Annotated in this window: 22 protein-coding genes and 2 pseudogenes; 9 read left to right on the top strand and 15 right to left on the bottom strand. The window is 46.6% G+C overall.

The genetic code is table 11. From position 1 onward, the window contains the following. The first annotated feature begins 158 nt into the window (after positions 1-158). On the top strand, positions 159-644 hold the full coding sequence (locus tag EKN56_RS14635; protein WP_130592463.1) for a hypothetical protein: 486 nt from the start codon (positions 159-161) through the stop codon (positions 642-644). A gap of 68 nt (positions 645-712) precedes the next feature. Here EKN56_RS14635 and EKN56_RS14630 read toward each other — a convergent pair whose 3' ends face one another. The 5 genes from EKN56_RS14630 to lptF form a co-directional block, all read right to left on the bottom strand. Then, positions 713-2,074: a multicopper oxidase family protein gene (locus EKN56_RS14630; protein WP_130592462.1), complete on the bottom strand. Its 1,362-nt coding sequence runs from the start codon at positions 2,072-2,074 to the stop codon at positions 713-715. Next, complete coding sequence (locus tag EKN56_RS21300; protein WP_130592461.1) at positions 2,011-2,235, bottom strand: hypothetical protein; 225 nt, start codon at positions 2,233-2,235, stop codon at positions 2,011-2,013. Before EKN56_RS21300 ends, EKN56_RS14630 begins: the two co-directional genes overlap by 64 nt. Before the next feature lie 141 nt (positions 2,236-2,376). Further along, positions 2,377-2,631, bottom strand: a complete 255-nt coding sequence (locus EKN56_RS14620; protein WP_130592460.1) for a hypothetical protein — start codon at positions 2,629-2,631, stop codon at positions 2,377-2,379. A 227-nt stretch (positions 2,632-2,858) separates the two neighbouring features. Further along, positions 2,859-3,935 (bottom strand): LPS export ABC transporter permease LptG, encoded by a 1,077-nt coding sequence (gene lptG / locus EKN56_RS14615; RefSeq protein WP_130592459.1) that lies wholly within the window; start codon positions 3,933-3,935, stop codon positions 2,859-2,861. A gap of 3 nt (positions 3,936-3,938) precedes the next feature. Next, the gene (lptF, locus tag EKN56_RS14610) at positions 3,939-5,033 is read right to left on the bottom strand and encodes an LPS export ABC transporter permease LptF (protein ID WP_130592458.1); all 1,095 of its coding nucleotides are present in this window, start codon (positions 5,031-5,033) and stop codon (positions 3,939-3,941) included. Positions 5,034-5,270: 237 nt separating this feature from the next. On the opposite strand from lptF, the gene pepA reads away from it, so the two are divergent. The 3 genes from pepA to EKN56_RS14595 all read left to right on the top strand — a co-directional run bounded on the left by pepA (position 5,271) and on the right by EKN56_RS14595 (position 10,508). Beyond that, positions 5,271-6,782: a leucyl aminopeptidase gene (pepA, locus tag EKN56_RS14605; protein WP_130592457.1), complete on the top strand. Its 1,512-nt coding sequence runs from the start codon at positions 5,271-5,273 to the stop codon at positions 6,780-6,782. A 404-nt stretch (positions 6,783-7,186) separates the two neighbouring features. Beyond that, positions 7,187-7,636 carry a DNA polymerase III subunit chi gene (locus EKN56_RS14600; protein ID WP_130592456.1) on the top strand — a complete coding sequence of 150 codons (450 nt, stop codon included), beginning with the start codon at positions 7,187-7,189 and terminating at the stop codon, positions 7,634-7,636. 16 nt (positions 7,637-7,652) lie between these two features. Continuing rightward, positions 7,653-10,508, top strand: coding sequence for a valine--tRNA ligase (locus EKN56_RS14595; RefSeq protein ID WP_130592455.1), 2,856 nt, complete (start codon positions 7,653-7,655; stop codon positions 10,506-10,508). 349 nt (positions 10,509-10,857) lie between these two features. On the opposite strand, the gene EKN56_RS14590 is transcribed toward EKN56_RS14595, so the two are convergent. From EKN56_RS14590 to EKN56_RS14575, 4 genes are all read right to left on the bottom strand, one after another. Then, the gene (locus EKN56_RS14590) at positions 10,858-11,313 is read right to left on the bottom strand and encodes a type II secretion system protein N (protein WP_246020093.1); all 456 of its coding nucleotides are present in this window, start codon (positions 11,311-11,313) and stop codon (positions 10,858-10,860) included. Positions 11,314-11,571: 258 nt separating this feature from the next. Next, positions 11,572-12,219: a molecular chaperone TorD gene (gene torD, locus EKN56_RS14585; RefSeq protein WP_130592453.1), complete on the bottom strand. Its 648-nt coding sequence runs from the start codon at positions 12,217-12,219 to the stop codon at positions 11,572-11,574. After that, positions 12,216-14,708 (bottom strand): trimethylamine-N-oxide reductase TorA, encoded by a 2,493-nt coding sequence (gene torA / locus EKN56_RS14580; protein WP_130592452.1) that lies wholly within the window; start codon positions 14,706-14,708, stop codon positions 12,216-12,218. Before torA ends, torD begins: the two co-directional genes overlap by 4 nt. 21 nt (positions 14,709-14,729) lie before the next feature. After that, positions 14,730-15,851 (bottom strand): NapC/NirT family cytochrome c, encoded by a 1,122-nt coding sequence (locus EKN56_RS14575; RefSeq protein WP_130592451.1) that lies wholly within the window; start codon positions 15,849-15,851, stop codon positions 14,730-14,732. Between the two features lie 188 nt (positions 15,852-16,039). Between EKN56_RS14575 and pdxR the strand changes: the two genes are divergently transcribed. Then, entirely contained in the window at positions 16,040-17,551 is a 1,512-nt protein-coding gene (gene pdxR / locus EKN56_RS14570; RefSeq protein WP_130592450.1) for a MocR-like pyridoxine biosynthesis transcription factor PdxR, read from the top strand. Here pdxR and EKN56_RS14565 read toward each other — a convergent pair. The 6 genes from EKN56_RS14565 to EKN56_RS14540 all read right to left on the bottom strand — a co-directional run bounded on the left by EKN56_RS14565 (position 17,523) and on the right by EKN56_RS14540 (position 23,047). Next, a complete protein-coding gene (locus EKN56_RS14565) occupies positions 17,523-18,011 on the bottom strand; it encodes a phosphatidylglycerophosphatase A family protein (protein WP_130592449.1) in 489 nt (162 codons plus the stop codon). The two genes, pdxR and EKN56_RS14565, sit on opposite strands and share 29 nt — an antisense overlap. A gap of 82 nt (positions 18,012-18,093) precedes the next feature. Further along, positions 18,094-19,032 (bottom strand): HpcH/HpaI aldolase/citrate lyase family protein, encoded by a 939-nt coding sequence (locus tag EKN56_RS14560; RefSeq protein WP_130592448.1) that lies wholly within the window; start codon positions 19,030-19,032, stop codon positions 18,094-18,096. Then, positions 19,029-20,111: a cysteine protease StiP family protein gene (locus tag EKN56_RS14555; protein ID WP_130592447.1), complete on the bottom strand. Its 1,083-nt coding sequence runs from the start codon at positions 20,109-20,111 to the stop codon at positions 19,029-19,031. The genes EKN56_RS14560 and EKN56_RS14555 overlap by 4 nt, the downstream gene beginning before the upstream one ends. 12 nt (positions 20,112-20,123) lie before the next feature. Next, positions 20,124-20,897 carry an HAD family hydrolase gene (locus EKN56_RS14550; protein ID WP_130592446.1) on the bottom strand — a complete coding sequence of 258 codons (774 nt, stop codon included), beginning with the start codon at positions 20,895-20,897 and terminating at the stop codon, positions 20,124-20,126. After that, positions 20,890-22,002: a phosphoribosyltransferase domain-containing protein gene (locus EKN56_RS14545; RefSeq protein WP_130592445.1), complete on the bottom strand. Its 1,113-nt coding sequence runs from the start codon at positions 22,000-22,002 to the stop codon at positions 20,890-20,892. Before EKN56_RS14545 ends, EKN56_RS14550 begins: the two co-directional genes overlap by 8 nt. A gap of 37 nt (positions 22,003-22,039) precedes the next feature. Beyond that, complete coding sequence (locus EKN56_RS14540; RefSeq protein WP_130592444.1) at positions 22,040-23,047, bottom strand: ATP-grasp domain-containing protein; 1,008 nt, start codon at positions 23,045-23,047, stop codon at positions 22,040-22,042. Between the two features lie 692 nt (positions 23,048-23,739). Between EKN56_RS14540 and EKN56_RS21500 the strand changes: the two are divergent. The 4 genes and pseudogenes from EKN56_RS21500 to EKN56_RS14525 form a co-directional block, all read left to right on the top strand. Continuing rightward, positions 23,740-24,228: pseudogene (locus tag EKN56_RS21500) on the top strand (TerD family protein); the annotation flags it as partial. A 126-nt stretch (positions 24,229-24,354) separates the two neighbouring features. Then, positions 24,355-24,942, top strand: a pseudogene (locus tag EKN56_RS21290) (TerD family protein); the annotation flags it as partial. Then, positions 24,939-26,123, top strand: coding sequence for a TerD family protein (locus tag EKN56_RS14530; RefSeq protein ID WP_246019835.1), 1,185 nt, complete (start codon positions 24,939-24,941; stop codon positions 26,121-26,123). The pseudogene EKN56_RS21290 and the gene EKN56_RS14530, both read left to right, overlap by 4 nt. Positions 26,124-26,136: 13 nt before the next feature. Then, positions 26,137-26,586 carry a tellurite resistance TerB family protein gene (locus EKN56_RS14525; RefSeq protein ID WP_130592442.1) on the top strand — a complete coding sequence of 150 codons (450 nt, stop codon included), beginning with the start codon at positions 26,137-26,139 and terminating at the stop codon, positions 26,584-26,586. Positions 26,587-26,588: the final 2 nt, after the last annotated feature.

The following is a 26,588-nucleotide window of genomic DNA, read 5'->3' as shown; positions in this document are numbered from 1 at the left end:
AATAAATATTTCAATATCGATATCAATGAGTGTTGTTTGGCGTCAAATTAACTTATATTTTATAAGGTTATTATGCTTCTTCTTACTATCACAGGATTGATATCGATATGTTTAGAATAATACTACCTCTAATCGTGACTGTGTTGCTCTCTGGATGTATGGCCGATTCCGTTGGAAAAAAATATAGTAACTATGGTTCAACCAGTGAGCGAACAGAGGTTACCGATCTGTTTAGTACCAATACTGCTGTGAAGTATATGAGTTATGAATACTTAAAGTCAGAGATGGAGAAGAACGCAAAAGTTAAAATGTACACGCCAGAAGAGATGAAAGTTCAATTCTCTGCTATTCCGGCAAATGGAATTGTCGTCGTAAGTATTTCTGCGCCGACCGTTAAATCCGTTAATACCAAATGGTGGTCTGCATTTATTACTGATGAGAGTGGTAAAGTTGTTCAACGCTATCAGCCTGAGTGGTCGGTGGGAACCTATGACATTGTGAATGGTTCAACATTCTGGCATAACAGCTTTAGCTTTGAGTTAGCTGTTCCTCCCGGGCAAACATTTAATGTTCATGTTAATACTGGCGTTCATCCTGACCAGCGCTGGAGTTATAAAATTTATCCTAATCAAGAGATAAAATAATCTTATTTTGAGTGTTCTGATTGATAAACCGGCCCGATCGATTGTCGTTTGGGCCGGTTTACGTTGAATTAAATCACATTCAACTGTCCCATCATGCCCAGCGTTTCGTGCTCCAGAATATGGCAGTGGTACATGCGTAAGCCTTTATGCTGCTGAACCAGCTTAATGCGTACTCGTTCATAAGGCTTCAGGTTGATGGTGTCTTTATGGCCGATATACTCCGGCAGACGTGACTGGCCGTTTAACTGATAGCTGACCACGGTAAACTGTGTACCGTGCAGATGGAAGTTATGGTCCATATGGGAGTTATTGAAAATTTCCCATTCCTCAACTTCGCCCACTTTGCTGGTGAGATCGATGCGTTTTGGATCGTGTTTTTTACCATTAATCAGGAAGTTCATGCCGGACATGCCTTTACCCATATCCATGGTTTCGGTGTATTCCAGCGTTTTCACTGCGCTGGCTTTACCGATATCAGGCAGGCTGGTCAGTTTCGTCGGTAAATCAGGTAACTGACTCGCTTTCAGATTAATGGATGCCAGCGAGCGGGTGACTTCTTCAGTGGTACAACCCATCTTGCCGCGATCGTAAGCCAGCGCCTGAAGGCTCTGTGTGCCAGATTTTTTCGGCACAATCAGAATTTCTGCCCGCTCTCCCGGCGTTAACAACAGGGTGGTGAGTTTATAAGGCTGTTCTAACAGACCGCCATCGGTACCTATCAGGTAGATATCAGCGTCATTCAGGGACAGATTAAGATAACGGCCCGAGCACGCGTTCCACAGACGAGCTCGGGTTGCCTGATTTAGTGTAATTTCCGGGTGTGATGCACCATTGATCAGAACAAACTGTCCCTCCCGACCGTTCATCCAGTCCATCATGGAGTTTGGTGCAATTTGACCATCTGCACTGAGTTTGAGATCGGAGATCAGCCAGTTCTGCACCGGAATATGCGACAGTTGATCCTGTTTTGGCTTAACGATAAACACGCCGGCCAGACCACGAAATGCCTGCTCAGCGACGGTGTTATGTCCATGAGGATGATACCAGTAGGTACCGGCACAACCTTCGGGCAGAGTGAATTTATAGACGCGAGAAGCGCCGGGAGCCACTTCATCTTGCGGGTTGCCATCCTGATCCGGCGGAACAGGTAACCCGTGCCAGTGTACGGTGGTAGGTTGTGGCAATTCATTTTTAAACAGAATCTCTACCGTGTCCCCTTCAAATACTTCAATGGCAGGGCCAGGGATCTGGTCGTTATAGGCCCAGAACTCGGTTTCGACCTGCGGGGTTAGCTGAACCCGAATCGGTTTTGCCGTAAGGGACGCGCTGAAATAACCCGGCTTATCGCTGGCGTTAAGCAGCTTTTTCAAATCAGGCAGCGGCAGGTTTTTAGGCAGGGCGGATTCCGGCAGCAAATTGCCGTTATGCATTCCCCCATAGGCATATTGCCCATATTGTGATGGGACATATTTCCCATGTCATGTCCGGAGGACATCTTTTCCATATGTTGAGGTTGTGCTATCACTTTAGCAGCGGCAAAAGTACCTACCGCCGCAGCCAGTTTAGTTAAAAATAGTCTACGGTTCATCATGTTATCCTCAACTGATCATCGTCAATGATGAACAGAGTAATGATGTGGCTATAAGCACATCAGCGATTGAAATCTGGATGCTAAAGCTGAAATACCGACAAGGGTCCGATAAGTCGCTTTAACCGGTTTAAACGAGATGATTTAAACGCTGAGATTTCTGGGAGGATAGGGTTCTGGTTGCAGAGAACGGGAGTGCCAGCTAACCGCAGAGAAACGGTAGGTCTCATGACCAAAGGAAGTGGCAACCGAAAGTGATATGGAAGGAACAACGGAAAAACAGAGCATACAGTGTGCATTATCGTTGCAGTGATCCATTGGGGCATCATGCTGTGACATTGAGGTATGGTGTTCCTGAGTAACGGATACCGGGGCACAAACATCATGATTTGTAGCCATTGCAAACCCCGGCGCGCTAAACAGCATGGCCAGAATCAAAAGCAATTTGGGCAACAGCAATGGTAACTTCATGATGATAAAGCGGCTTTCCCTGTAAGTTAATCAACCGTTAATCATGGCATGTTACTCGTGAGCATCGAGTGTTTCAATGCTCTTTAATCTTCTTTAATAATTAGCAGGGGAAGTAAATGGCGGTGATATCAGTTATCACCGCCATTTGAAGAGATTTAGCGTTTTTGTTTAAGCAGGAAAATACTGATAGCTAAAAACAGCAGGCTTGGTAATAAGGCACCAATAAATGGCGGTACGCCATACACCAAGCTGAGTGGACCAAAAATCTGGTCAAGCACATAGAAGATGAAACCAAAGCTGATACCGGTGACCACCCGAATGCCCATTGGCACGCTGCGCAGCGGACCAAAGATAAAGGATAATGCCATTAGCATCATTACCGCTACCGATATTGGTGACAGAACCTTGTTCCAGAAAATCAGCCGATAGCGGGCAGATTCTTGTCCGCTTTGCTTCAGGTATTTACTGTATTCATACAACCCACTGGCGGATAGGGATTCCGGGTTCATGGCGACCACCCCCAGCTTGTCTGGCGTCAGGTTGGTTTGCCATTCTTCATTGAGAGTTTGGGTACCAACAATTTTATCAGGCTGACTGAGGTCGGATTGGTCGATCTGGAATAACTGCCAGGTATTGTTGTTTTTATCGTAAGTGGCGGTACCGGCATAGCGCACTGATAGCAGCTTACGTTGTTTATCAAAATGATAAATGCTGACGCCGGAGAGCTTGTCTTCTTTTACGACGTTTTGGATATAGATAAAGTCATTCTTATCTTTTGCCCATATTCCATCGCGAGTAGAAAGCAGCGAACTACCGTACATCATTTGAGCGCGGGTATTACGGGCGGTTTGTTCACCCAGCGGAGCAACCCACTCGCCAATCGCCATAGTGAGCAGCACCAGAGGGATAGCGGTTTTCATTACCGCGGAAGCGATCTGCATCCGGGTAAAGCCAGAGGCTTCCATCACTACCAGTTCACTGCGGGTTGCCAGTGCGCCTAAACCTAATAACGCACCCAAAAGTGCCGCCATCGGGAAAAAGGTTTCTATATCTTTTGGTACGCTTAACAGTGTGTAAAGACCCGCACCTAAGGCGTCATAATCCCCTTTACCGGTTTTACGCAGCTGATCCACGAATTTGATAATTCCGGACAGGCTGACCAGCAGAAACAGGGTACTCATGATGGTACTGAAGATTGTACGGCCGATATAACGGTCTAAAACGCTGAACATAAATTAAACCGCTCCTCTCAGCCGGGCACGCAGGCGGCGGGAAGGTATGCTATCCCACAGATTTAGTAAAATACCCAAGGCTAAATAGCCCAGATTAACCACCCAAACCCAGATCATCGGATCAATTTTTCCCCGGCTGGCGTTCGATTTTAATGAGCTCTGCAACAGGAAGTAGATCAAATACAGCAGCATCGCCGGTAGCATACTGACTACGCGACCCTGACGTGGATTCACTTCACTTAGCGGTACCACCAGCAGCGCCATCAGCGGCACAGAGATAATCAGCGTTAAACGCCAGTTTAGCTCGGCTTTAGCCTGATGACTGTCTGAGGCGATCAGTGAAGACATGCTGGCTTGCTCTACATCACTGTCATCAAACATCGCTTCCTGATGCCCGATAACTGCCTGATAGTGGGTAAAATCGGTAATACGGAAGTCACGCAACAGGGCAGTACCTTCATAGCGGGTACCGGTATCTAAAAAGATCCGCTGATTGCCACTAGGGTCTTCAACGATGTGGCCTTTATCTGCCACCACTACCGAAGGACGTTGGTTGCCTGAAGGGCGTAACTGTGCCAGAAAAACGTCGGTAAACTGATTGCCTTCTACTTTGCCAACGAACAGCACCGCATTGCCATCCTGAGAGGGCTGGAATTGCCCCTCAACCAGCGCACCTAAACTTGGGTTGGCTTTGGCATCGGCAATAATTCGCTCCTGACTCTCGGCAGACAGCGGACCTAACCAGGCCGAGTTTATCCCGGCAGCCGCGCCGGTGAGTATCGAAAGGGCCAGTGCGGCAATCAGTAATACGTTTTTGCTTAAGCCGCAGGCGTGCATCACGGTGATTTCACTCTCCGAGTACAGCTTACTGAAGGTCATCAAAATGCCTAAGAATAAGCTCAAAGGCAAAATGAGTTGAGCCATCTCGGGAATACCGAGACCAAGCAAGGAAAAAATTAAGTTCGTCGGGATATCTCCCTCAACAGCCATCGACAAAACCCGTACCAGCTTCTGACAGAAAAAGATCAGAAGTAGGATAAACAGGATTGCGATTTGGCTCTTGAATGTCTCCCGGATCAGATATCTAATGATTATCAAGTTAATTACGCCTGTGAAAACTTGTTTTTTTACAGGAAAGCCGATACTTTCATCGTTAATTCGCCATTTTTACTAACATCTACCATAATGGCAGCCTATATTGCTAATAATAGTATTAATGGGCATAAAATATTAACACTATTTGTGTCACGTTAATAAAAACCGCAGGGGCGTTACGGATGTGTCTATTCTATCCATAACTCACCTGCCTTGTCTCTTTAAGATTCAGGAGAGTGCATGGAGTTCAGTGTAAAAAGTGGTAGCCCGGAAAAACAACGTAGCGCCTGTATCGTCGTCGGTGTTTTTGAACCTCGTCGTCTGTCACCCATAGCCGAGCAGTTGGATAAGATCAGCGATGGCTATATCAGTGCGTTACTCCGCCGTGGTGAACTGGAAGGTAAGGTTGGTCAAACTTTATTGTTACACCATGTACCAAACATACTTTCAGAAAGAATTTTATTAATCGGTTGTGGTAAAGAGCGCGAGCTTGATGAGCGCCAGTACAAACAAGTGGTGCAAAAAACCATCAATACCCTGAACGACACCGGCTCAATGGAAGCGGTCTGCTTCCTGACTGAGTTGCACGTAAAAGGGCGCAACACTTACTGGAATGTGCGTCAGGCCGTCGAGACCACTAAAGAAGCGCTATATATTTTCGACCAGTTGAAAAGCAACAAAGTCGAGCCTCGCCGTCCATTACGCAAAATGGTACTTAGCGTGCCAACCCGCCGTGAACTGACCTGTGGTGAAAAAGCCATCCAGCACGGTCTGGCAATTTCTGCTGGTATTAAAGCGGCAAAAGATTTGGGCAATATGCCACCAAATATTTGTAACGCGGCTTATCTGGCTTCTCAGGCTCGTCAACTGGCCGATGCTTTCAGTGAAAACATCATCACTAAAGTGATTGGTGAACAGCAGATGAAAGAGCTGGGAATGGATGCTTACCTGGCGGTAGGTCATGGTTCTCAGAATGAATCGCTGATGTCAGTGATTGAATACAAAGGCAATCCGGTCGCCGATGCCAAACCTATCGTTCTGGTGGGTAAAGGGCTGACGTTTGACTCGGGCGGCATCTCCATCAAACCTGCCGAAGGCATGGATGAGATGAAATATGATATGTGCGGCGCAGCGTCAGTATATGGCGTAATGCGTGCAGCAGCAGAGCTGAAACTGCCGCTAAATATCATTGGGGTACTGGCCGGTTGTGAAAACATGCCGGGTGGCCGTGCTTATCGTCCGGGTGATGTACTGACCACGATGTCAGGTCAAACCGTTGAAGTGTTGAACACGGATGCGGAAGGTCGCTTAGTGCTGTGTGACGTATTAACTTACGTTGAACGCTTTGAACCTGAGGTGGTGATTGACATCGCCACCCTGACCGGTGCCTGTGTCATTGCGTTAGGCCATCAAATTACTGGTTTGATGTCGAACCATAATCCACTGGCAACTGAGCTGGTTGGTGCATCCGAACAGGCCGGTGACCGCGCATGGCGCTTACCGCTGGCAGATGAATATCAGGAGCAGTTAGAATCTAACTTTGCTGATATGGCCAACATCGGCGGCCGTCCTGCGGGTGCGATCACTGCGGGCTGCTTCCTCTCCCGCTTTACTCGTAAATACAGCTGGGCACACCTGGACATCGCCGGCACCGCATGGCGCTCGGGCAAAGCCAAAGGCGCAACCGGACGTCCGGTCGCACTATTAACCCAGTTCCTGCTCAACCGCTCAGGCCAAAGTTACGACGAGTAATTGGGGGCAGGTATAAGCAGTTCGCTGTTTATTTCGGTTACCCGCATGACATGGTATTATCCTGTCAATTGATGTGATTAAAGGAGCACGCTATGCGTGCTCCTTGAGTTATTAAGTAATAAAAAAGCGATAATCGTAAACAGACTGGATACGTGCTCCTTTTTTAGTTATTAAGAAAGCCAATCGGAGGGAGAGATTGCCGTTGGGGTCGACTTGGCGTAAGCCAACGAAGTGCCCCTAGGGAATCTAGGCCCGACGCTCTCCGATATTAAGTACAGATGGTCTTCCGGTCGGGTACAACGCAGATATAAGCACGCTGCTTTTACGACCGGAATATCCTCTGAAGCTGACTTAAATGTATTTATCTGCAATCTCAATAAATAGAGCTAACTCCAACACCAACTATGAAAACAGCATCATTTTATCTGCTTGACCACAGCAACTCATCACAGGGCCTTTCTGCCTGCGAGGCGCTGGCCTGTAACGTAGCGGCTGAACGTTGGCGCATGGGAAAACGTATACTTATAGCCTGCGAAACCCAACAACAGGCAGAGCAGTTGGATGAAGCACTATGGAAGTTGGATACCGACCAGTTTGTTCCACATAATCTGGCGGGTGAAGGCCCTAAATATGGAGCTCCGGTGGAGCTGTGCTGGCCCGGTAAACGCAGCAACGCACCACGGGATCTTCTGATTAATCTACAGAGTCAATTTCCGGATTTTGCTACCGCATTCTATGAAGTGATAGACTTTGTTCCACATGAAGACGATTTAAAACAGTTGGCGCGCGAACGTTACAAAGTTTATCGCAGCGTCGGTTTTAATCTGTCTACGGCAACGCCGCCAACCATCTGAATGATATAAAAATACCATGGAAAAAACATATAACCCGCAAGAGATCGAACAGTCCCTTTATCAACATTGGGAAGAGAGTGGCTACTTTAAGCCGAATGGCGACACCAGCAAAGAGAGCTACTGTATCGTCATTCCTCCACCGAATGTCACCGGTAGCCTGCATATGGGACACGCGTTCCAGCAGACCATCATGGATGCCATGATTCGCTATCAGCGCATGCAGGGAAAAAATACCCTGTGGCAGGCTGGGACTGACCACGCCGGTATCGCTACTCAGATGGTCGTGGAGCGTAAAATTGCCGCTGAAGAGAACAAGACGCGTCATGACTACGTTCGTGAGGCTTTTATCGACAAAATCTGGCAGTGGAAAGCAGAGTCAGGCGGCACTATCACCGGTCAAATGCGCCGTTTAGGTGCATCGGTAGACTGGGATCGTGAACGTTTTACCATGGATGAAAGCTTGTCCAATGCGGTAAAAGAAGTGTTCGTTCGTCTGCATAAAGAAAACCTGATTTACCGCGGCAAACGTCTGGTTAACTGGGATCCAAAATTGCGTACGGCGATTTCCGATCTGGAAGTCGAAAACCGTGAAACCAAAGGTTCCATGTGGCACTTGCGCTACCCGCTGGCAGACGGGGTAAAAACCGCTGACGGTAAAGATTATCTGGTGGTCGCCACCACTCGCCCTGAAACAGTATTGGGCGACACCGGCGTAGCCGTTAACCCGGAAGATCCGCGTTATAAAGATCTTATTGGTAAGTATGTTGTTCTGCCGCTGGTCAATCGCCGTATTCCGATCGTGGGTGATGAACATGCGGATATGGAAAAGGGCACCGGCTGTGTGAAAATCACACCAGCTCATGACTTTAACGACTATGAGGTTGGACGCCGCCACGGGCTACCGATGATCAATATTCTGACCTTCGACGGCGATATCCGCGATAGCGCAGAGATATTTGATACCAATGGTAAACCAAGCGAAGATTATTCTGATGAGCTACCGTCTGAGCTGCGTGGGTTAGAACGTTTTGCCGCGCGTAAAGCCGTGGTTGCAGCTTTTGATGGTCTGGGCCTGCTGGAAGAGATTAAACCACATGACTTAACGGTACCTTACGGCGACCGTGGTGGTGTGGTTATTGAACCAATGTTAACCGATCAGTGGTATGTACGTACTGCTCCGCTGGCAAAAGTGGCTATTGAAGCGGTGGAAAACGGCGATATTCAATTCGTACCTAAGCAGTATGAGAATATGTACTTCTCCTGGATGCGTGATATTCAGGACTGGTGTATTTCCCGTCAGCTATGGTGGGGACATCGTATTCCTGCCTGGTACGACGCTGAAGGTAACGTCTACGTTGCCCGTAACGAAGAAGAAGTGCGTAAAGAGAATAATATTCCGGCCGATGTGGTTCTGACTCAGGACGAAGATGTACTGGATACCTGGTTCTCATCCGGTTTATGGACATTCTCAACATTAGGCTGGCCGGAAAATACCGAAGATTTACGTACTTTCCACCCAACCAATGTGCTGGTGAGTGGCTTCGATATCATCTTCTTCTGGATTGCCCGCATGATCATGCTGACCATGCATTTCATCAAAGATGAGAACGGCAAGCCGCAGGTACCGTTTAAAAACGTCTACGTTACCGGCCTTATCCGTGATGACGAAGGACAGAAAATGTCTAAATCCAAGGGTAACGTTATTGACCCACTGGATATGATTGACGGTATTTCGTTGGATGGCCTGTTAGAAAAACGAACCGGTAATATGATGCAGCCACAGCTGGCGGAGAAAATCCGTAAGCGTACCGAGAAGCAATTCCCGAACGGAATTGAAGCTCATGGTACTGATGCCCTGCGCTTTACCCTGACGGCGTTAGCCTCAACCGGTCGTGATATCAACTGGGATATGAAACGCCTGGAAGGTTACCGTAACTTCTGTAATAAGCTATGGAACGCCAGCCGCTTTGTATTAATGAATACTGAAGATCAGGATTGTGGTCAAAACGGCGGTGAGATGGTGCTTTCGCTGGCGGATCGCTGGATTCTGGCTGAGTTTAACCAGACGGTGAAAGCCTATCGTGAAGCGCTGGATAGCTATCGTTTCGATATGGCTGCCAACATTCTGTATGAATTCACCTGGAACCAGTTCTGTGACTGGTATCTGGAGCTGGCGAAGCCGGTGATGAACTCAGGTTCTGAAACAGAACTGCGTGGTACGCGCCATACGCTGGTTCATGTGCTGGAGTCATTGTTGCGTTTAGCGCATCCGATTATTCCATTTATCACTGAAACTATCTGGCAGCGCGTGAAACTGCTGAAAAATATCACTGCCGATACCATCATGCTGCAACCTATGCCGGAATACGATGCGGCACTGGATGATAAAGCAGCCAGAGATTCTCTGGAATGGATAAGACAGGCGATTGTTGCGGTACGAAATATTCGCGCCGAGATGAACATTGCGCCAGGCAAACTGCTGGATGTGTTACTGCGTGAAGCCAATCCGATGGCACAAAGCCGGGTGATGGAAAACGAAAACTTTATTAAAACGCTGGCGCGTTTGTCATCAATTACCATTCTGCCAGCCGGTGATAAAGGTCCGGTTTCCGTGACTAAACTGGTAGAAGGTGCCGAGCTGTTAATTCCAATGGCGGGTCTGGTAGATAAAGCCGCTGAGTTGGAACGTCTGGCGAAAGAAGTGACGCGCATTGAAGATGAAATCGGGAAAATTGAGAGCAAGCTGGAAAACGAAGGCTTTGTTTCTCGTGCTCCTGAAGCGGTCGTGGCTAAAGAGCGTGAGCGTTTAGCGACCTTTATCGAAGATAAAGCCAAGCTGCTGGAGCAGAAGGCAACTATTGCTGCGCTGTAATGTAAACCCGTATCTGATGAACGTTTAGAGTAGTAAAAAAACAAACGGCCCTGCCATGATTGGCGGGGCCGTTTTATTATGCACATCAGTAACAGCGATAACGTCGAGGCACATTAGCGGTTACTGTCTCATCCTGATTGTGCGGTGTATCCTTTCAAATGCTTCCTGCTTGTAACGCGGCCGCTTCCCTGCGGCTTTATTCCAGGGAGTTATATCTTCCCTGATTGCTGCGTTTACCATCCAAATTTCGCAGCGAATTCTTCCAGATAGTCCCTATCTGCTAACTTAATACGTCCTGTGATACGACGAGTGAGAACGGGGTTATTCGAACTTATCGTTAACATCCTGACTATGCTGCGTGTCCTTTCATATAGTCAGGCTGTTTTAATTTAACGGTTTCCATGTTGCCTTTATTACGCAGATGGATGCCATCTTTATCAATAGAATCAACAAATACGTCGCTGTAACCTTTAAGCATTTCACCAACGCGATAGTTAATTTCTTCACTGCCTTGTTTCAGAGTAGCCATGGATAAATCCGTATCATCGCTATAAACGATGGCACTGACTTCTACCGCGACAGGCGGTGCCTGAACGGCTGTCTTAGGTGCACTTGTTGGTTGATTAAATAACATCAAGTTCGCTGGCTCAGCGGCGACCTCCGTTTTTGCTTTATGGGGGTGTTTGGATGTACTGCTTAAGGCATAGCTCTTATGGTTGTCATAAGTGTGATAAGCCTGAAAAGCACCAAATCCAAAAACAACGGCGATCAGGGCAGGAACGGTATATTTATTGATAATATTCATTTGCACTATTTGGTACCTGTTTGGATAAAACTGAAAAGTCATGAACTCGTTGGTAAAGGGCTGAGGCCGTTGAGTCATGCTTGCTTGGAAGGTATTCTGCCGATCGTCATCGCCTAATTCCACACACTTGTGGTCCTAAAAAAAACCATCATGATTACTTGTTGTTATGAGCTTTTATTTAGATTAATTAAGTCAAATCCTAAAAATGACTTACCAATAATCATGTTTTTAACTGGTTATTGGTAAGTGAGTGGTGGGTTATGAGGCGTGTATATTTGAAGATAATGATTGAATGCACTCAGCTAAATACAGTTCATCTTGCAACATATAGCTTTTGAGTAACCTGAGCAGGGATGAATAAAAACCAAACTTATCTCGTTGTTGGCATAGTTTAACTAAACCCGGTAACCAACTAATCAGACGTTCTTTCAGGTAGTTATATTGTGAAGCAAAGGTGGGAGACTGACCATCACGGGACTCAATTAATAAAGCCATTACAGCAAGTTGAACGGCTAAATGGTCCGATGCCTCATTATTTCCGGTTTGTTGCTTCAGGTGATTTAGCCATTGGTTCATCACAATTCTTTCTTCCGCCGGAGAACTATGGGGATAGTGCCCGGCATAGGGAGATACCCCACTCGGTGGTGGCATCAAAAATAGTTCTGCATAATCAGCGGCCAGTTCAAGATGATTGTCCGAACGATTGATTAACGCCTTCACTTTACGCCTGAATAAATCGGCGGGAAGGCGTAGCTCAGGAATTGATTTCAACCCACGCAGTAGCTGCTGAAGTTCCGGCGAGCTTAATGAGGTCATATCGCTAACGGAGAGCTCCTTAAACAGCAGGCAAGCAAACCAACGGTAGATACTGGCCCGTTCCCGGGCCAGATTATCGGTTTTTATCATGCATGTGTTCCTTGAACTAGCTGCGGACCACCAAAACCGGTTACTGCAGGAATGACTCCCTGATAACGTTCAACCTGAACAATGGCTGTATGGGCAGAAGGACCCTGAGCAAGCTGAGATGTCCCTATATCAGCACTCAGCACGTTAGGATCGCCATAGGTGCAGAGGGTACCAGCTTTGCCACCTTCCTGCGGTGAGTACCAGGCACCTTCATGAATACGTATAACGCCTGGCGCATAATCTTCGCTGATAACTACGCCAGCTAATACCTGCCCGCGGGCATTAAATACTCTGGCGATATCGCCATTCTTCAGTCCGCGAACTTTTGCATCCGTCGGGTTGATATACAGCGGTTCACGCCCATTGACGGCATAAGTCTGGCGGTAGTTATCGCTGGAGCATATTTGAGAATGCAGGCGCTTATCCGGATGGCAAGACTGAAGATGAAGTGGGTAGGACTCCGCCTGTTTGCCGGTGTGGCTGCGCTCAAACGGTTCCAGCCATACCGGATGACCCGGGCAATCCTGATAGCCGAATCCGGCAATGGTTTTGCTGTATATTTCAATCAGCCCAGAGGGGGTACCCAGCGGGTTGAGGTCAGGTGACTCGCGAAACTCCCCATGACGTACCCAGGGGGTACCTGTCGGGTATTCAATGTAGCCTTCGCCATTCCAGAAGGTGTCAAAATCAGGCATGGTTATACCGGTTTCCTGACCTTGCTTACGGCCTTCGTCATACAGGCGCCTAATCCACTGCATTTCTGTCTGTTTTTCACTGTAAGTTTCATTCTGATTAAAACGCTTACACAGTTCGGTAAAAATATCGAAATCATGGCGAGCTTCAAATTGTGGTTTAACCACCTGACGAATGGCCAGCAGCCCTTTATTAGAATGGGTACCAAATTGCTCGATATCATTACGTTCATAGCGGGTGGTGACCGGCAGAACAATATCAGCAAAACGACAGGAGGCAGTCCACTGATGGTCAAGAACGATGATGGTTTCCAGCTTTTTCCAGGCCTCTATCATACGGTTACGATCTTGCTGGGCGTGGAATGGGTTGGCTGCGGTGAAAATAGCCATTTTGATATCCGGAAAGGTAAGGGTTTCGCCGTTAAAGGCTAATTTTTTACCCGGAGAGAGTAAACAGTCAACCATGCGGGAAACGGGAATGTGCGGTGATGCTCCACGGAAATTTGCGGCATGCACTGCTTTAGGTGGATTGTTTAACCCACCAAGACCAGAGAGAACGGGTCCTTTGGACGTTATCGTGCCGCCACCGTTATAGTGCCAGCCAAATCCTATACCGCCGCCGGGTAAGCCAATCTGACCCACCATTGTCGCCAGCACTACCAGCATCCACGGGTACTGCTCACCATGGTGCATCCGCTGCACGCACCATCCTCCCATAAACTGGGTACGTCCTTTAACTAACTGACGGGCTAATTCACGTATCTCTTCAGCACTGATACCGCAAATTGCCTCAGCCCAGTTGGCATCTTTTGGCTGTTTGTCGGTTTCTCCTGTCAGATAAGGTAAGAACTGCTCAAAACCAACGCTGTACTCCTTGATAAAGGCTTCATCGTGCAGTTTTTCACTATACAGGGTATGGGCCAGCCCCAGCATCAGTGCGACATCCGTCTGTGGATTGAGCGCCAGTTGCTCACAGCCCAGATAGTTTTGCGTTTTGCTGCGAACCGGATCGATACTGATAACCCGCATTTTTCCCTGCGTTACTTTTTCTTTGATTTGCTGCCAATAGCCGAAAGGCTCGTGATCGGGAACCAGATACTCAATTTGTAGATTCTTGATTGGGTCGCAGCCCCAAAGAATGATGATGTTGGTATTTTCAATCACCAGTGGTAATGAGGTTTGTTGCTCATACACTTCCAGTGAACCTATCACATGAGGGAGAACCACCTGTGCGGCGGCGGCGGAATAGTCACCTACAGTAGTCACATAACTGCCGTGCATGCTGAGTGCTCTGTCTATTGCTCCACCCGCTTTGTGCAATTTGCCAACCATTTGCCAGTCCGCGAAGCCGGTAAACACACCGGATGAACCGTATTGTTTCTGTACTCGCTCCAGCTCTTGCCAGAACAGATCCAACGCTTGATCCCAGGTAACACGTACAAAACGGTTATCACCTCGCTGTGAACGATCGGATTTTTCTCGCTTTAGCAGCCAGTCAAGGCGAATCATTGGATAGCGAACGCGAGAGGGGTTATACACAATCTCTCTCACTGCCTTAAGCATGTCACAAGGAAATTTATCATGCTTAAATGAACGTGTATCAGTCCACTCACCATTAACCACTTTGGCTTCAAAAGCGCCGAAGTGACAACCGGATTGAACCCACTGTTCCGGGTTGGTTTCTGCTGCCCAGGCTCGACTTATTAATGGACCAGAACTGATGGCACTCAGGGCTCCGGTGGCCATTACGCCCTGAATGAAGCGGCGTCTTGAAGAGCTTATCTTTTGAAAATTCATAGGAATATCCTCATTGTGTTCTTATTCTCTGGTGTCGCTGGCATGGGTTTGCAGGTATTTCAGCAGTGTGCTCTCTTCCTGCTTGCTTAAGCGGTAGTAAGTGGACATGGCTTTTAATCCGGCAATCCAGCCGTTGGCGTTGTATTGGGTGGTCGGAGGGGTGCTGTGACAGGCGCTACAGGTGGATTTCAACATGTTCTCTGCATATTGCCATACGGGCTGCAGGCTGGTGCTGAATCCCTCCTGAGATGTCCAGGCGGTAACGCTAATCTGTTCCCACTGCTGATGGGATACAGGATCTTCTTGCTGGCTAAGGATTTTTACCGCCGGTAACAGCGAGTCATCCAGTACAGCACTAAATATGCGCTTACCGGGATACTGAGTGATAACTCTTCCCCGACCATGACTTTCACGCCAGCCGATGATTTCTATCTGAACTTGATTATCCTGATGTGCCAGTACGGTGACTTTGGTGGCGGGCATCAGTTGGGCTTTACCTGCTTCACCATTGGCTACGGCAGCGATCTTTTTATCGCTCAGTGTGAACAGTTCTCGATTTTCAGGTAATTGTTGTGCCTGTTGCTGCAGCTTTTTGAAATCATCACGAAAGCCGCTGCTGGTGTCTGGTTTACGGTGTGCAATGCCTTTATGGCAGTCGATACACTGGCTATCTTTCCCTGCTGCTGAACTCATTTGTTGAGCGGCAGAAGAGGACTGTTTGCCATGGTCCATTGCCTGATAACTGTGGCAAGACTTACAGGCAGCGGAATTGCTTGCCGCCATACGAGACCACTCTTTATGCGCCAGCTCCGCTCGTTTAGCTTCAAACTTCTCTGGTGTATCGATAGACGGAGAAATCCATTGATAATAAAGTTCACTTACCGCCTGAGTTTTACGAACCAGCGTAGGAATCACTCCGGGTGGAATATGGCAGTCTTTACATTCTGCTCGTACGCCGGATGCATTCTTATAATGGACACTTTGCAGATACTCTTTTGCTGGTATGCTCATGGAATGGCAGGACAGGCAAAACTCGGTTTTGCTGGTGTAATGAATTCCCTGATAGCTTCCCCAAATGAGTAACAGCATTGATAACGCGCCGCTGAACATCAGTGACATTGCTTTTTTGTTTAGCTTACACATAGTTATCTCTCTGTTTTTTGTAAGCACGTTAACGGGGAAATACGGGTGACAGATAGAGACGGGGCGGTATTGCTAATAGGAACAGATAACACATTATGAGTAGTATCAATTTTTAGCGGGATGTTTCTCCCCTATGATGCAATGATGGCTTTTACACTCTCTTAACTTGATGGAAATGGCGGTTTAGTATGTTGGATATTCATCTGGACCCATCATCGGGTACCCCCTTGCAGCAACAGATATTTCAGACAATACATCAGGCATTACTGCAAGGAGAATTACCCGTTGGTTATCGGCTGCCATCGATTCGCGAACTGTCCCGAAATTTGAATGTGGCACGGATTACCGTTGTGATGGCTTATGACAAGCTGATTCAAAATGGCTATGTTAAAAGTCGTCCGGGTATTGGTTATGAGGTGGTTTTCAGTAGCGCGTTACAAAAGGCGCCTCAGGCCGCTCGCATTGAGAATGCCAGAGAGCCAGTCAGGCTGATGCCAGCCAGCGTAGGTCTGGATGTTTACTCTCCGGCTACTCCTGAACTTTATTGCCGATTAGGCGTTCCCGATCCTCATGCTTTTCCATGGCCAAGCTGGCGAAAGTGGAATAACTCAGCCAGTAATTCTAAACATCATTTACTAACCCGCTACCACTCTCCTCAGGGGTTGCTTTCGTTACGTACGGAATTAGTCAGATTTTTACGCCTGACTCGCGGTATTGAAACTCAGCCAGAAAACGTGATTGTGATTAACGGAATTCAGGAGGGGCTGGCTTTACTTGCCCAGCTTTTCATTCTCAATACCAAAGGTTGCAAAGTGGTCACCGAGTCCCCTTGTTATTCCGGGGCATGGCATCTGTTTAATTATTACCAGGCTGATGTAGAAACGGTAGCGGTGGATGAACAGGGGATTCAGGTTGAACAGCTTCCTTCGCATCCCGTTCAGCTTTGTTATGTAACCCCTTCTCATCAGTATCCGGTTGGCGGGACCATTTCCCTTGAGCGCCGCTGTGCTTTGTTAACCTGGGCGCAAAAGACCGGAGCCTATGTCATTGAAGATGATTACGATTCAGTATTTTCTTATAACAGTACGCCTCTGCCTGCGCTGAAAGCGATGGATGAAGACGATCGGGTGATTTATATCGGTACCTTTTCTAAAACGCTGGGGCCGGGTATGCGGATGGGATATATGGTGTGTCCGGATGCCATTTTGACCTCCGTACAAAATATGAAAGCGTTAAGTAACAGTGGAAGTAACTGGCTGCAGCAGCAGTTTCTGGCTGACTTTATGCATGACCAGCGTTATTACAGCCATTTACGTAAGTTAGAACAGGAGTACGCTAATCGTCAGCGTTTACTGGTGGAGGGGCTACAGCGTATCTTCCCTGAGGGAAAAGTTTTGGGTGTTGAAAACGGGCTGCATCTCACATTGGCATGCCCGCTCACGATTGAGCAGGTAGCGCAATTGCGGGAGCGCTGCCTGCAGGAAAACATTCGTTTTGATACGTTGACCGAATTGGCCAATGGGTCAGAAACAGCTTGGCTGAAGACGGTTGCTTCGCCGTTGCTATTTTTTGGTTTTGGTGGACTAAATCAGCAACAATTGCTTCATTTGCTGGCCGTTATTGAACAACAGGTAGCCATATTGCAACAGGAAGCAAGTGCTGAAATGGCTGTTATACCAACCAGTATGCCGCCTGTATGACACCTAAAGCAATCAGCCCGGCAATCACATCATCAATCATGATACCAAAGCCACCGGTGCAATGGTTATCAAACCAACGAATTGGCCAGGGCTTCAGAATGTCAAAAAAGCGGAAGGTAACAAACGCAGCGACCATCCAGATAAAACCCTGCGGCAGAGCGATGCAGGTGATCCACATACCGACAAACTCATCCCAGACAATGGCTCCGTGATCGTCCATGCCGATGGCATCCGTTGCTGACTGGCAAGCCCAGACGCCAAGGGCAAAGGTGAGTACCAGCATCACCAAATAGGCGGGCATTGGTAACATTTGCAACAGATAAAAGAATGGGATTGCAGCCAGAGAGCCAAAAGTCCCTGGCGCTTTAGGTGACAGGCCGGAGCCAAAACCCGTAGCAATCCAGTGCAACGGGTTAGCGATCGACAGTTTGTATAATTCAGGTTTAATCTTGATGCTCAACGTATAACGTCCAAATGTTTAAATGATCCGTCCCTTATGGGGCTGTGAATCAGTGATAATAGCGGCAGATTCTATCAGAAGATTACAGAATTTTTTCTGATTGATGTTGTTCATATATCGAGTGTGGAACCTCATCCGCAAAACCATAAGACTGCGAGCGGGAAACGATATTTTGTGCCCACATATGGTGGGTTGCTGGTTCACACATGGCACCGTTGGACTGAAAAACGGCACTGTTGCTATTAAGAATTTTTAGGGCATCAAGATAATCGGTGACCTGAACCTTAAAAGCATTATTGATATGTTCTATTTGCTTAGGGTGAATAGCAGTTTTTCCGACCAGACCATGTTCATTATCAATCTCCAGTTCGGCCAGCAGCACCGTCGGGGAGTCGATAATTTCACATACCGGGGCGGTCATATAAAATCCCTGAGCCCCAAAGATACAAACAATCATTTTTATCACATAGCCTAACGGGCCATCGTATAAGGTTCTGGAGCGATTACGGCGAATTCCCAGCACATGCATCAAGTCATTACCACCAATTCTTAATACGATGGTTTTCCGGGAAAAATAGGCATCATTACGCATGGTGTTCGCCAGGATATTCATCTTGGTTGCATCAAAGCAGTTTGCTGTCTCCAGCGTTGGCATGGCTAAAAGGTGTGTACTGGCGAGTGTCTGGCTCCACTCCTCCACCTGATCCAGTTCGAATTTAGGCAGGACGAATCCGGTTACTTTGCTTAAGTCCAGCCTGTCTATCAGGGTTTTAGCCATGGGAATATTGCGCGGACGGATAAATATCAGCGGGGCATCTTTCAAATTAAGATCGGCAATATTAGCCAGCAATTGACTGAGATTTTCGATTCCCAGCTTAATCTCTTTCTCAACTACTGCATCTTCAAGACAGATAACCAATGACTTTAAGTTAGGATACTTATTTTGAGCGATCACCTGAAACAGGTCGTTTCTGGTGGCGGGCATATACAAGGTTGCACCTAAATCGTAGGGAGTAATCATTCTTTACCTACCTTTTTAATAATGGTAATAGCTCGATAGGGGGCAATGGCGTCTCCAACTTCCTGTACCGGAATAGATAATTTTTCGGTTAAGTACATCAGCAGAGAAACATCGCTATCGGTTTTAGAACGCACTAATACATGGTCAGGAAGCCGTCTTAATACGGCACGCGTCGCTTCTGCAATACCCGGCTTAATACGATTAAGATTTTTGATGCCATACTGGTTAGCCAGCGAAGTCACGGTATCCTGACTCATTTTTAACAGCGGATAAACCGTTGGGTCATCGCATACCGCTGCTTTAATTGCGGTGATATCCATGCTATCCCATTGTTTGGTTACCGTATTAATAAAAGAGACGCTGCGGTCAAATTTGGCTAAATGATTACACTGGACGCTGCCGTGATAGTCATCACTCGACCAGATGGAACGCGATATTAGCCCGGAAACCGGCGCACCCAGAATGCCAAAGGGGATTAGCCAGTCATCAGTTGATGCACTTAACCACGCGCTACCACAGACGTCCGCCAATACCACTAAGCGATCGCGATCCGGATAGCCTGAACGCGTGGATAAAGAGCGGCGTAGCTCTTGGGTAATGGCACCTTTGCCCGTCCAGCCATCAACAAATACGATACCTTCTGTACCGTGCTGCTGTTCTATTTGAGTCATCGCAGCATTATCGATACCCCGGTCGCGGATAATGCTGATGCCATAGTGAAATGAACGGATGCCTAGCTTTTGAAGCGCCAGATGTAGCAAGACGCCAAGGGGAACTCCGGCTCTGACCAGGCTGATTAATACAATCTCCTGATTGGGCAGATTGTTGGCCAGCGCTTTGGCTAATGCCATCACTTCCGTGGCCAGCCGATAGCTTCCAGCCTCCAGCGCGCCCTGATAAAGTTCAAGATGAAAAGCACTTGGCTCAGGTTCTTCACTGAGCATATCTGAATAGTGTTTCTCTCCGCTTTGAATCAAACGCTCTTTTTCTTCTACTGGCGTTAATTCAGTAACGACGGTGTTTAAGAGAAAATTTATCCATTCAGTAGGATACGAGCCGGAAAATCCGTGTAATGCCACGTTAACTCCAATTTACGTAATTAAAGATGATAGAAATTGTGATAACTGACTATTTTTAGGCATGCCAAACCAGTCACATAAATGCAGAAAACGATGGTCGCTGGTGCTATCACCTAAACCCAATACCGGGCGGTCGGGCGCGTCTGCCAGTAGTCTGCTAAGCAGGTGTTTAACCGCCTGACCTTTATCGATGCAATGAGGCAAGAAGGCCACATTGTTGCCGTTGCGGTGCAGATAAAACGCCGAGCAATCCTGCTCTTTGATTAATTGGTCAGCAACCCGATAAATCTCTTCAGTTTTGGTGCTATCAGTGTGTTTCATCACAAAATAAACCGGCTGGTTATCATACTCATAGTTGATTCTGGCCCAGCCGTTAACCTGCATTTTGTTTAACAGTTGCTCACAGGCATCGCGGAGTTGTACCACTAATGGAGAGATATATTGCAGCCTGTTGAGCACAATGCTTTTCCACTCTTCGTCTGGCTGTCGGTCTTTATTCAAAATCACTGCGCCATGTGTGGCAATAGCCCAACTGGTAAAAGGGACCTGAACTCTTGATAGTTCTTCCGTACCTCTGGCGGTAACCGGGATGGTTTCTGCAGTACTTAATAGCCAGTTAACAAAATTAAACTGTTTTTCGGACATAAAACTGCGGGGCTGGTACTCCCTGTCCAGCGCTCCGGTATGTTTTGGCTCAATATTTAGCTCATTGAGCATCTTACGCTTGGTTTGAAAAATGGTGTCATCCAGATCGATCAGGGCGATAGGCTGTGAGGCGTTAGTCATGAACAATAACCTCCAGTGCGGCTTTACCACTGCTTAAATAGGACAACAGCTCAGGATCTAAAAACGCGTCGGGTGTTTCGCAGCACAGTAAGATGTGCTGATACTCATCAGGGACAATGTTATACATATAATTCGCAATACCCAGCCCGTAATTATCCGAGAAGGCAATGCCGCATTTGATTGCCATACCAATGGAGATCGGTGATCGGGTGGTAGAACTGAGGTATACCTCAGCGCCAGCCGCTTCCAACTGTTCGCCCAACAGAAATGGTTGCCACATAAATTCACCGGTACCCAAAACCAGCACTTTTTTTCCGATATATGGGGCGTAATCTCGCGCCAGAGTTAATGTATGTTGCTTACAGCCCAATCGCCCCCAGTTTTGTTGGGTAGCCATTGGGGCTAATCCACGAGCGGTGACGTTCACCGATGGCATCACCGGAATCTGCGCATCTTCTTTAGGCTGCCATGACCAGGAGCCGGATATCAGACAGACTTCATTGACCGGAATGTCTAATCGTTTAGCTAATGCGCCATCACTCCAGTTGGTCAGGGTTACGGTGACGATTTGCGACAGGTTTGACAGGCCTGCAGCCGATAATGACTGGTAAAGATTACAGAAAGTATTTCCGGTGGTGGCTTCATCATCAACCAGAACCAGAGAACGCGCCTGCAAAAACATCTCGCGCAGCTGTGGCTCTTCGGGAAGGTAAATCAGATGGTCGGTAGCATGGCTGTGATTCTCTTTGAATTCACAAAACAGTTCTCCATCCACCGGGTGACGAGTAGAGGTGACCAGACAAGCCTGCTTTCCTGCTCGCGTGTATTCACGGTGCACACCAGCGGCCAGCCCAACGGCAGTTTCAGCCATACCGATAAACAGTATTGGCGGTGGTAAGTCAGCGGGGATTTTCGTCGCTAAGGCACGGTGACTGGCCTTCATTGCTGACGGTGTTACCGGGATATGTTTTCCCAGTACCTTACTGACAAACAGAAAAGAACGTTTAGGATTATTTCTTTCTGCCATTTCAAACAGCGCATTAAAATCAGTCGGTTGCTCAGAACTTACTGAAATAACGCCGGTTGATAACTCGATTGTTAACATTCGATTCCCTGATGATATGAAAAGAAAACCGTTCTCTTCATTGAACAATAATGGCCTGCGTTAAAGGACGAACTCTAATATTTGGCAGGAGATGGTCTGTGGCGCTCACTGCTGGTTTAATATCAAGATAAGTTTGAACAAACAGTCCAGGCAGGCTGATACCTGAATGGCTTAAATAGCCAATACCTCCCGATGGACGGGGGTTTATCTCCAGTAAAACCGGGCTTCCGTCTGGTGCATTGCGGGTTTGCACATTAACAATGCCGTCGGCTTTAAGGATTGAAGCGCAAGCAATGGCTAAATCGATAGCGGGTCCCGATTCTTCAAAGCTTTGGTAAGATCCATTTTTAATTCTGGCAACCGCTTTAATGGTAACTCCCTGTTTGACAACCATATCAACCGAGCGTTCAGGGCCATCTAAATAAGGCATTAACACCAATGGCTTAAAGTCATTGGATTGTTTCATCGCATGTAAGAAAACATCAGTATTTACCATGCGTGAGTCGGTGTCGTAAAAGCATCGGGCGGCAGGAATATCATCTGAAAGCTTCCAGAAGCCCATACCATAAATGCCTTTTACTGGCTTAACGCAGTACAGAACATCATTGCCAAAAGGGCGGGATTTAAGTTCAGCTTCTAACTGGTCCGCACTGGTAATCTCTATTGAAGGTACCACAGGAAGCTGGTGTTGCTTCATCAACTGAGCAAAGCGAATTTTGCTGTCGGCAATGTCAAACATCTCAACATCAGAAACGCCGGTTACCAGCGTGACCCCCAGAGACTCAATGATATCGCGATGCGCTTCATACCATAACGTATGCTTGCCAGCATGGATCAGCTTTATGCCATATCTGCTAATGATATCGCGTAAAAAGGTCAGGCGGAGATCGGCATTTTTAGGTTCTGCTTCTGTGCTATCGGAGAACTCATGAATTTCGGGACGCTCTTGAGAGTGTGTAGACACAACAAACAGAGACGGAAACAGGGTTTTTATCTCAGCAATGATTTCTCTTTGTGACGATAATCCTTCGGTAAATAGTAACATGAGACGCTTCCTTAATCACACCGGCCTGAATTTATATAATTGCGTTTTTAGATAAAAACAGTGGTTATCTTACATTATATTGCGATATTGATAGATAAAACTTTTAGTTTATGGTCACTTTTCATTGAAAAGAGTATTTTTGTACATTGAAGTGAATTTATCATCATTTTATCAGTCGAAGAGTTTTAGTCTCAATAAGTAAATTTATATCTTAACCAAAGCGTCGTTCTTACAGATTAAATTTTGTTTTTTGGGAAAGAGACCGAATTTTTTTATTAAAATCTCTTTTTATTTTATTACGTTATGGTTTTTTTGAGTTTGTTGTTTAATCTGTTGATTAGTTTGTTGTGAAATTATTTCACCAGTAAGTTATTTTCTGGCTGAAAGTCCGATAAAAACCTACTCGCTTTCATAAAAAAGATATATTAGGCTAGTTAAATGATGAGCGGATGGGATTAAAATTAACATTTTTTAGGACAAATCTTCACAAGATAATGCAGTGTTATGCCGGTTTGATGTTGGTTTTCTTACCAAAGGTCAGAATTTTAACATTATAGGTAAACGAGAAAGCATCGGACTAAACGTTATGATATTAGGGCAGTATGCTTTTGAACGATATATATTTTAATTAATACGAAACAGTAAGTTATAGTATTCGATATAGTGATAATCAGCTGGCTGTAGCTGATTCAATGACATTGGAGCGTTATTTAGTGAAAGAACTCATCGCAGGAGGCAATGCCCCGGTCCCATCCTCCACTTTAAGAATCAAGATAATCTCCGGTAAAGCTGCCGATATTTCAGCCTATAGTTTGTACGATAACGATAAAGTATCTGGCGATTCAGATATGGTGTTTTACGGACAAAAAACCAATGATGACCTTAGCATTAATCTGATTGAAGAAGGATTGACTTCCGTCTTTGAAGTTAATCTCTCTAAAATGCGTGCTGCGGTTAAAAAAGTCGCTTTTGCGTTGACCTGTGATAAAAACGAGACCATTCAGTCGCTGGGGAAACTGGCTATTCAGGTTGAATCTGCCGGTGAGAGTTTGATTATCGCCAACTCAGAACTGGCAGGACGTAGTGAAGCTGCACTTATATTAGGTGAGCTGTACCGTCGTAATGATGAGTGGAAATTCCGCTTTATCTCCCAAGGCTTTAATGGCGGTTTGAAACCACTGGCTGAACATTTTGGTATTGAAGTGGCGGATGATGAACCTGCTGTTTCTACTCCCGCTCCGGCAGCGCCTGCGCCAACATCAGCTCCAGCTCCAGTTTCCGCGCCGGTTGTCGGGCCATCGGGTAAAGTTTCTTTAACTAAACACCAGTCAGTGTCGTTAACTAAAATGTCTTCCGCGTTATCGAAAGTTGACATCGGACTAGGTTGGGATCCTGTTTCATCAGGCTCCGGCGGCGGCTTCTTTGGCAAGCTGCTGGGAGGCGGTGGCAGTATCGATTTAGACGCATCCTGTATTTTACTTGATGCCAATAACCAGTTAATTGAGAATGTCTGGTTTATGCGCCTTAAGTCTAAATGTCGTTCGGTGATTCATCACGGTGATAACCTGACCGGTGAAGGGGATGGTGACGATGAAATCATCACCGTTGATCTGAAGCAGCTTCCGGCTAACGTGAGCACACTGGCGTTTACCGTAAACAGTTTCAGAGGCCAGACGTTTAATCAGGTCGCTAATGCTTTCTGCCGGGTGGTGGATTCGAATCGGAAAGAGTTAGTTCGTTATAACCTGACAGAACAGGGCGGTCATACAGGCGTGTTTATTGCTTCTCTTAGCCGTAATCATGGTGACTGGACGTTTAAAGCGCACGGTATTGCGATTAATGGTCGAACAGTCAAGGATATGATTCCACAAATTAAACGGGAGCTTTCTCAGTGAAAGAATTAATTGCAGGAGGCAATACCTCCGTTCCATCATCCATTTTAAAAGTTAAAATCATCTCCGGAAAAGCGGCGGATGTTTCTGCTTATCGATTGTATGACAACGATAAAGTATCCGGCGATGCCGATATGGTCTTCTACGGTCAGAAAATCAACGATGATGGCAGTGTGAGCCTGTTAGAGGAAGGGCAAACCTCCGTTTTTGAAGTGAATTTACCTAAGGTTAAAGCGTCGGTTAAGAAAATCACCTTTGCGTTAACCTGCGATAATAACGACACTATTCAGGCATTGAGTAAGCTGGCTATTCAGGTTGAATGCGATAATGAAGTGATCATTGTCGCCAATGTGGAAATGTCCGGTCGTGCAGAAGCCGCGTTAATTCTGGGCGAACTCTATCGTCGTAATGATGAATGGAAGTTCCGCTTTATCGATCAGGGATTTAACGGTGGCTTAAAGCCGCTGGCAGAGCATTTTGGCGTTGAAGTTAACGCCGATGAAACACCTGCTGCTCCGCCGTCACCACCACCGGCTCCTGCACCTTCTCCTGCCGCATCTGCGGGGCAGTCGACTGTAAACTTAAGTAAAATCTCATTAACCAAAGAGGGCCCTCGGGTTAATCTCAGTAAGAAAGATGATTTTGGACTGATTCGGGTTAATTTAAACTGGAATCAGAAAGCAGAAGGCAAAGGCTTTTTGAATAATCTGTTAGGTGCAAATAAGTCTATCGATTTAGATTTAGGTGCATTTGTTCGTCTGAAAGATGATGATAAGTGGGTAATACAGGCATTAGGGAATTCCTTTGGCTATTTTGATTCGGATCCTTATGTTGAACTACAAGGGGACGATCGGACCGGTGCCGTCACTGATGGTGAATGGCTGCATATCAACGGTTCCCAATGGAAGAATATAGAGGAAGTTCTGGTGTTTGCCTTTATTTATAAAGGGGTACCTAACTGGGCTCAAACGGATGGTGTTGTTACCATCCATATGCCGGGTCAGGGACCAATCGAAACGCGATTAACTGAAGGCCAGAACCGAAATGGCATGTGTGCGATAGCTCGCTTGGTTAACAATAACGGGTCTATCAACATTGAACGTATTAACCAATATTTCAGCGGACATAAGGATATGGATAATGCCTTCCGGTGGGGCTTTCGCTGGGCTGCTGGTTCAAAATAATGGAGATAAAAGCATGTTAGATAAATTAAAGGCAGCAATCCTGGCCGGTAAAGAGACGTTAACTAAAGAGATCGGTAAATTTAAAAACCGCGCTTTTATGGAAGCAACCGTAGCCGGTTGTGCCTTAGTTGCCGCCGCAGATGGTTCGGTAAGCAGCGAAGAAAAACAGAAAATGGCAACCTTTATCAAAAACTCGGATGAGTTAAAAGTTTTTGATATGGCTGATGTTATTGCCTTTTTCAATAAGACAGTTTCCAGCTTTGAGTTTGACCACGCGATTGGTGAAGCGGAAGCGTTAAAAACAGTAGGCAAACTGCGGACTAATGTCGATGCTGCTCGTTTAATGATCCGAGTTTGTATTGCTGTTGGTGCCAGCGATGGTAATTTCGACGAGTCTGAACAGAAAGTTGTTCGACAAATGGCAAAAGAACTGAACCTTGATCCACAGGATTTTGGTCTGTAACC

Source organism: Limnobaculum zhutongyuii, assembly GCF_004295645.1.
In the GTDB taxonomy this organism is placed as follows: Bacteria; Pseudomonadota; Gammaproteobacteria; order Enterobacterales; family Enterobacteriaceae; genus Limnobaculum; species Limnobaculum zhutongyuii.
Note: the sequence above shows the minus strand (reverse complement) of the source record. Positions and strands in the feature narration are given on the sequence as shown.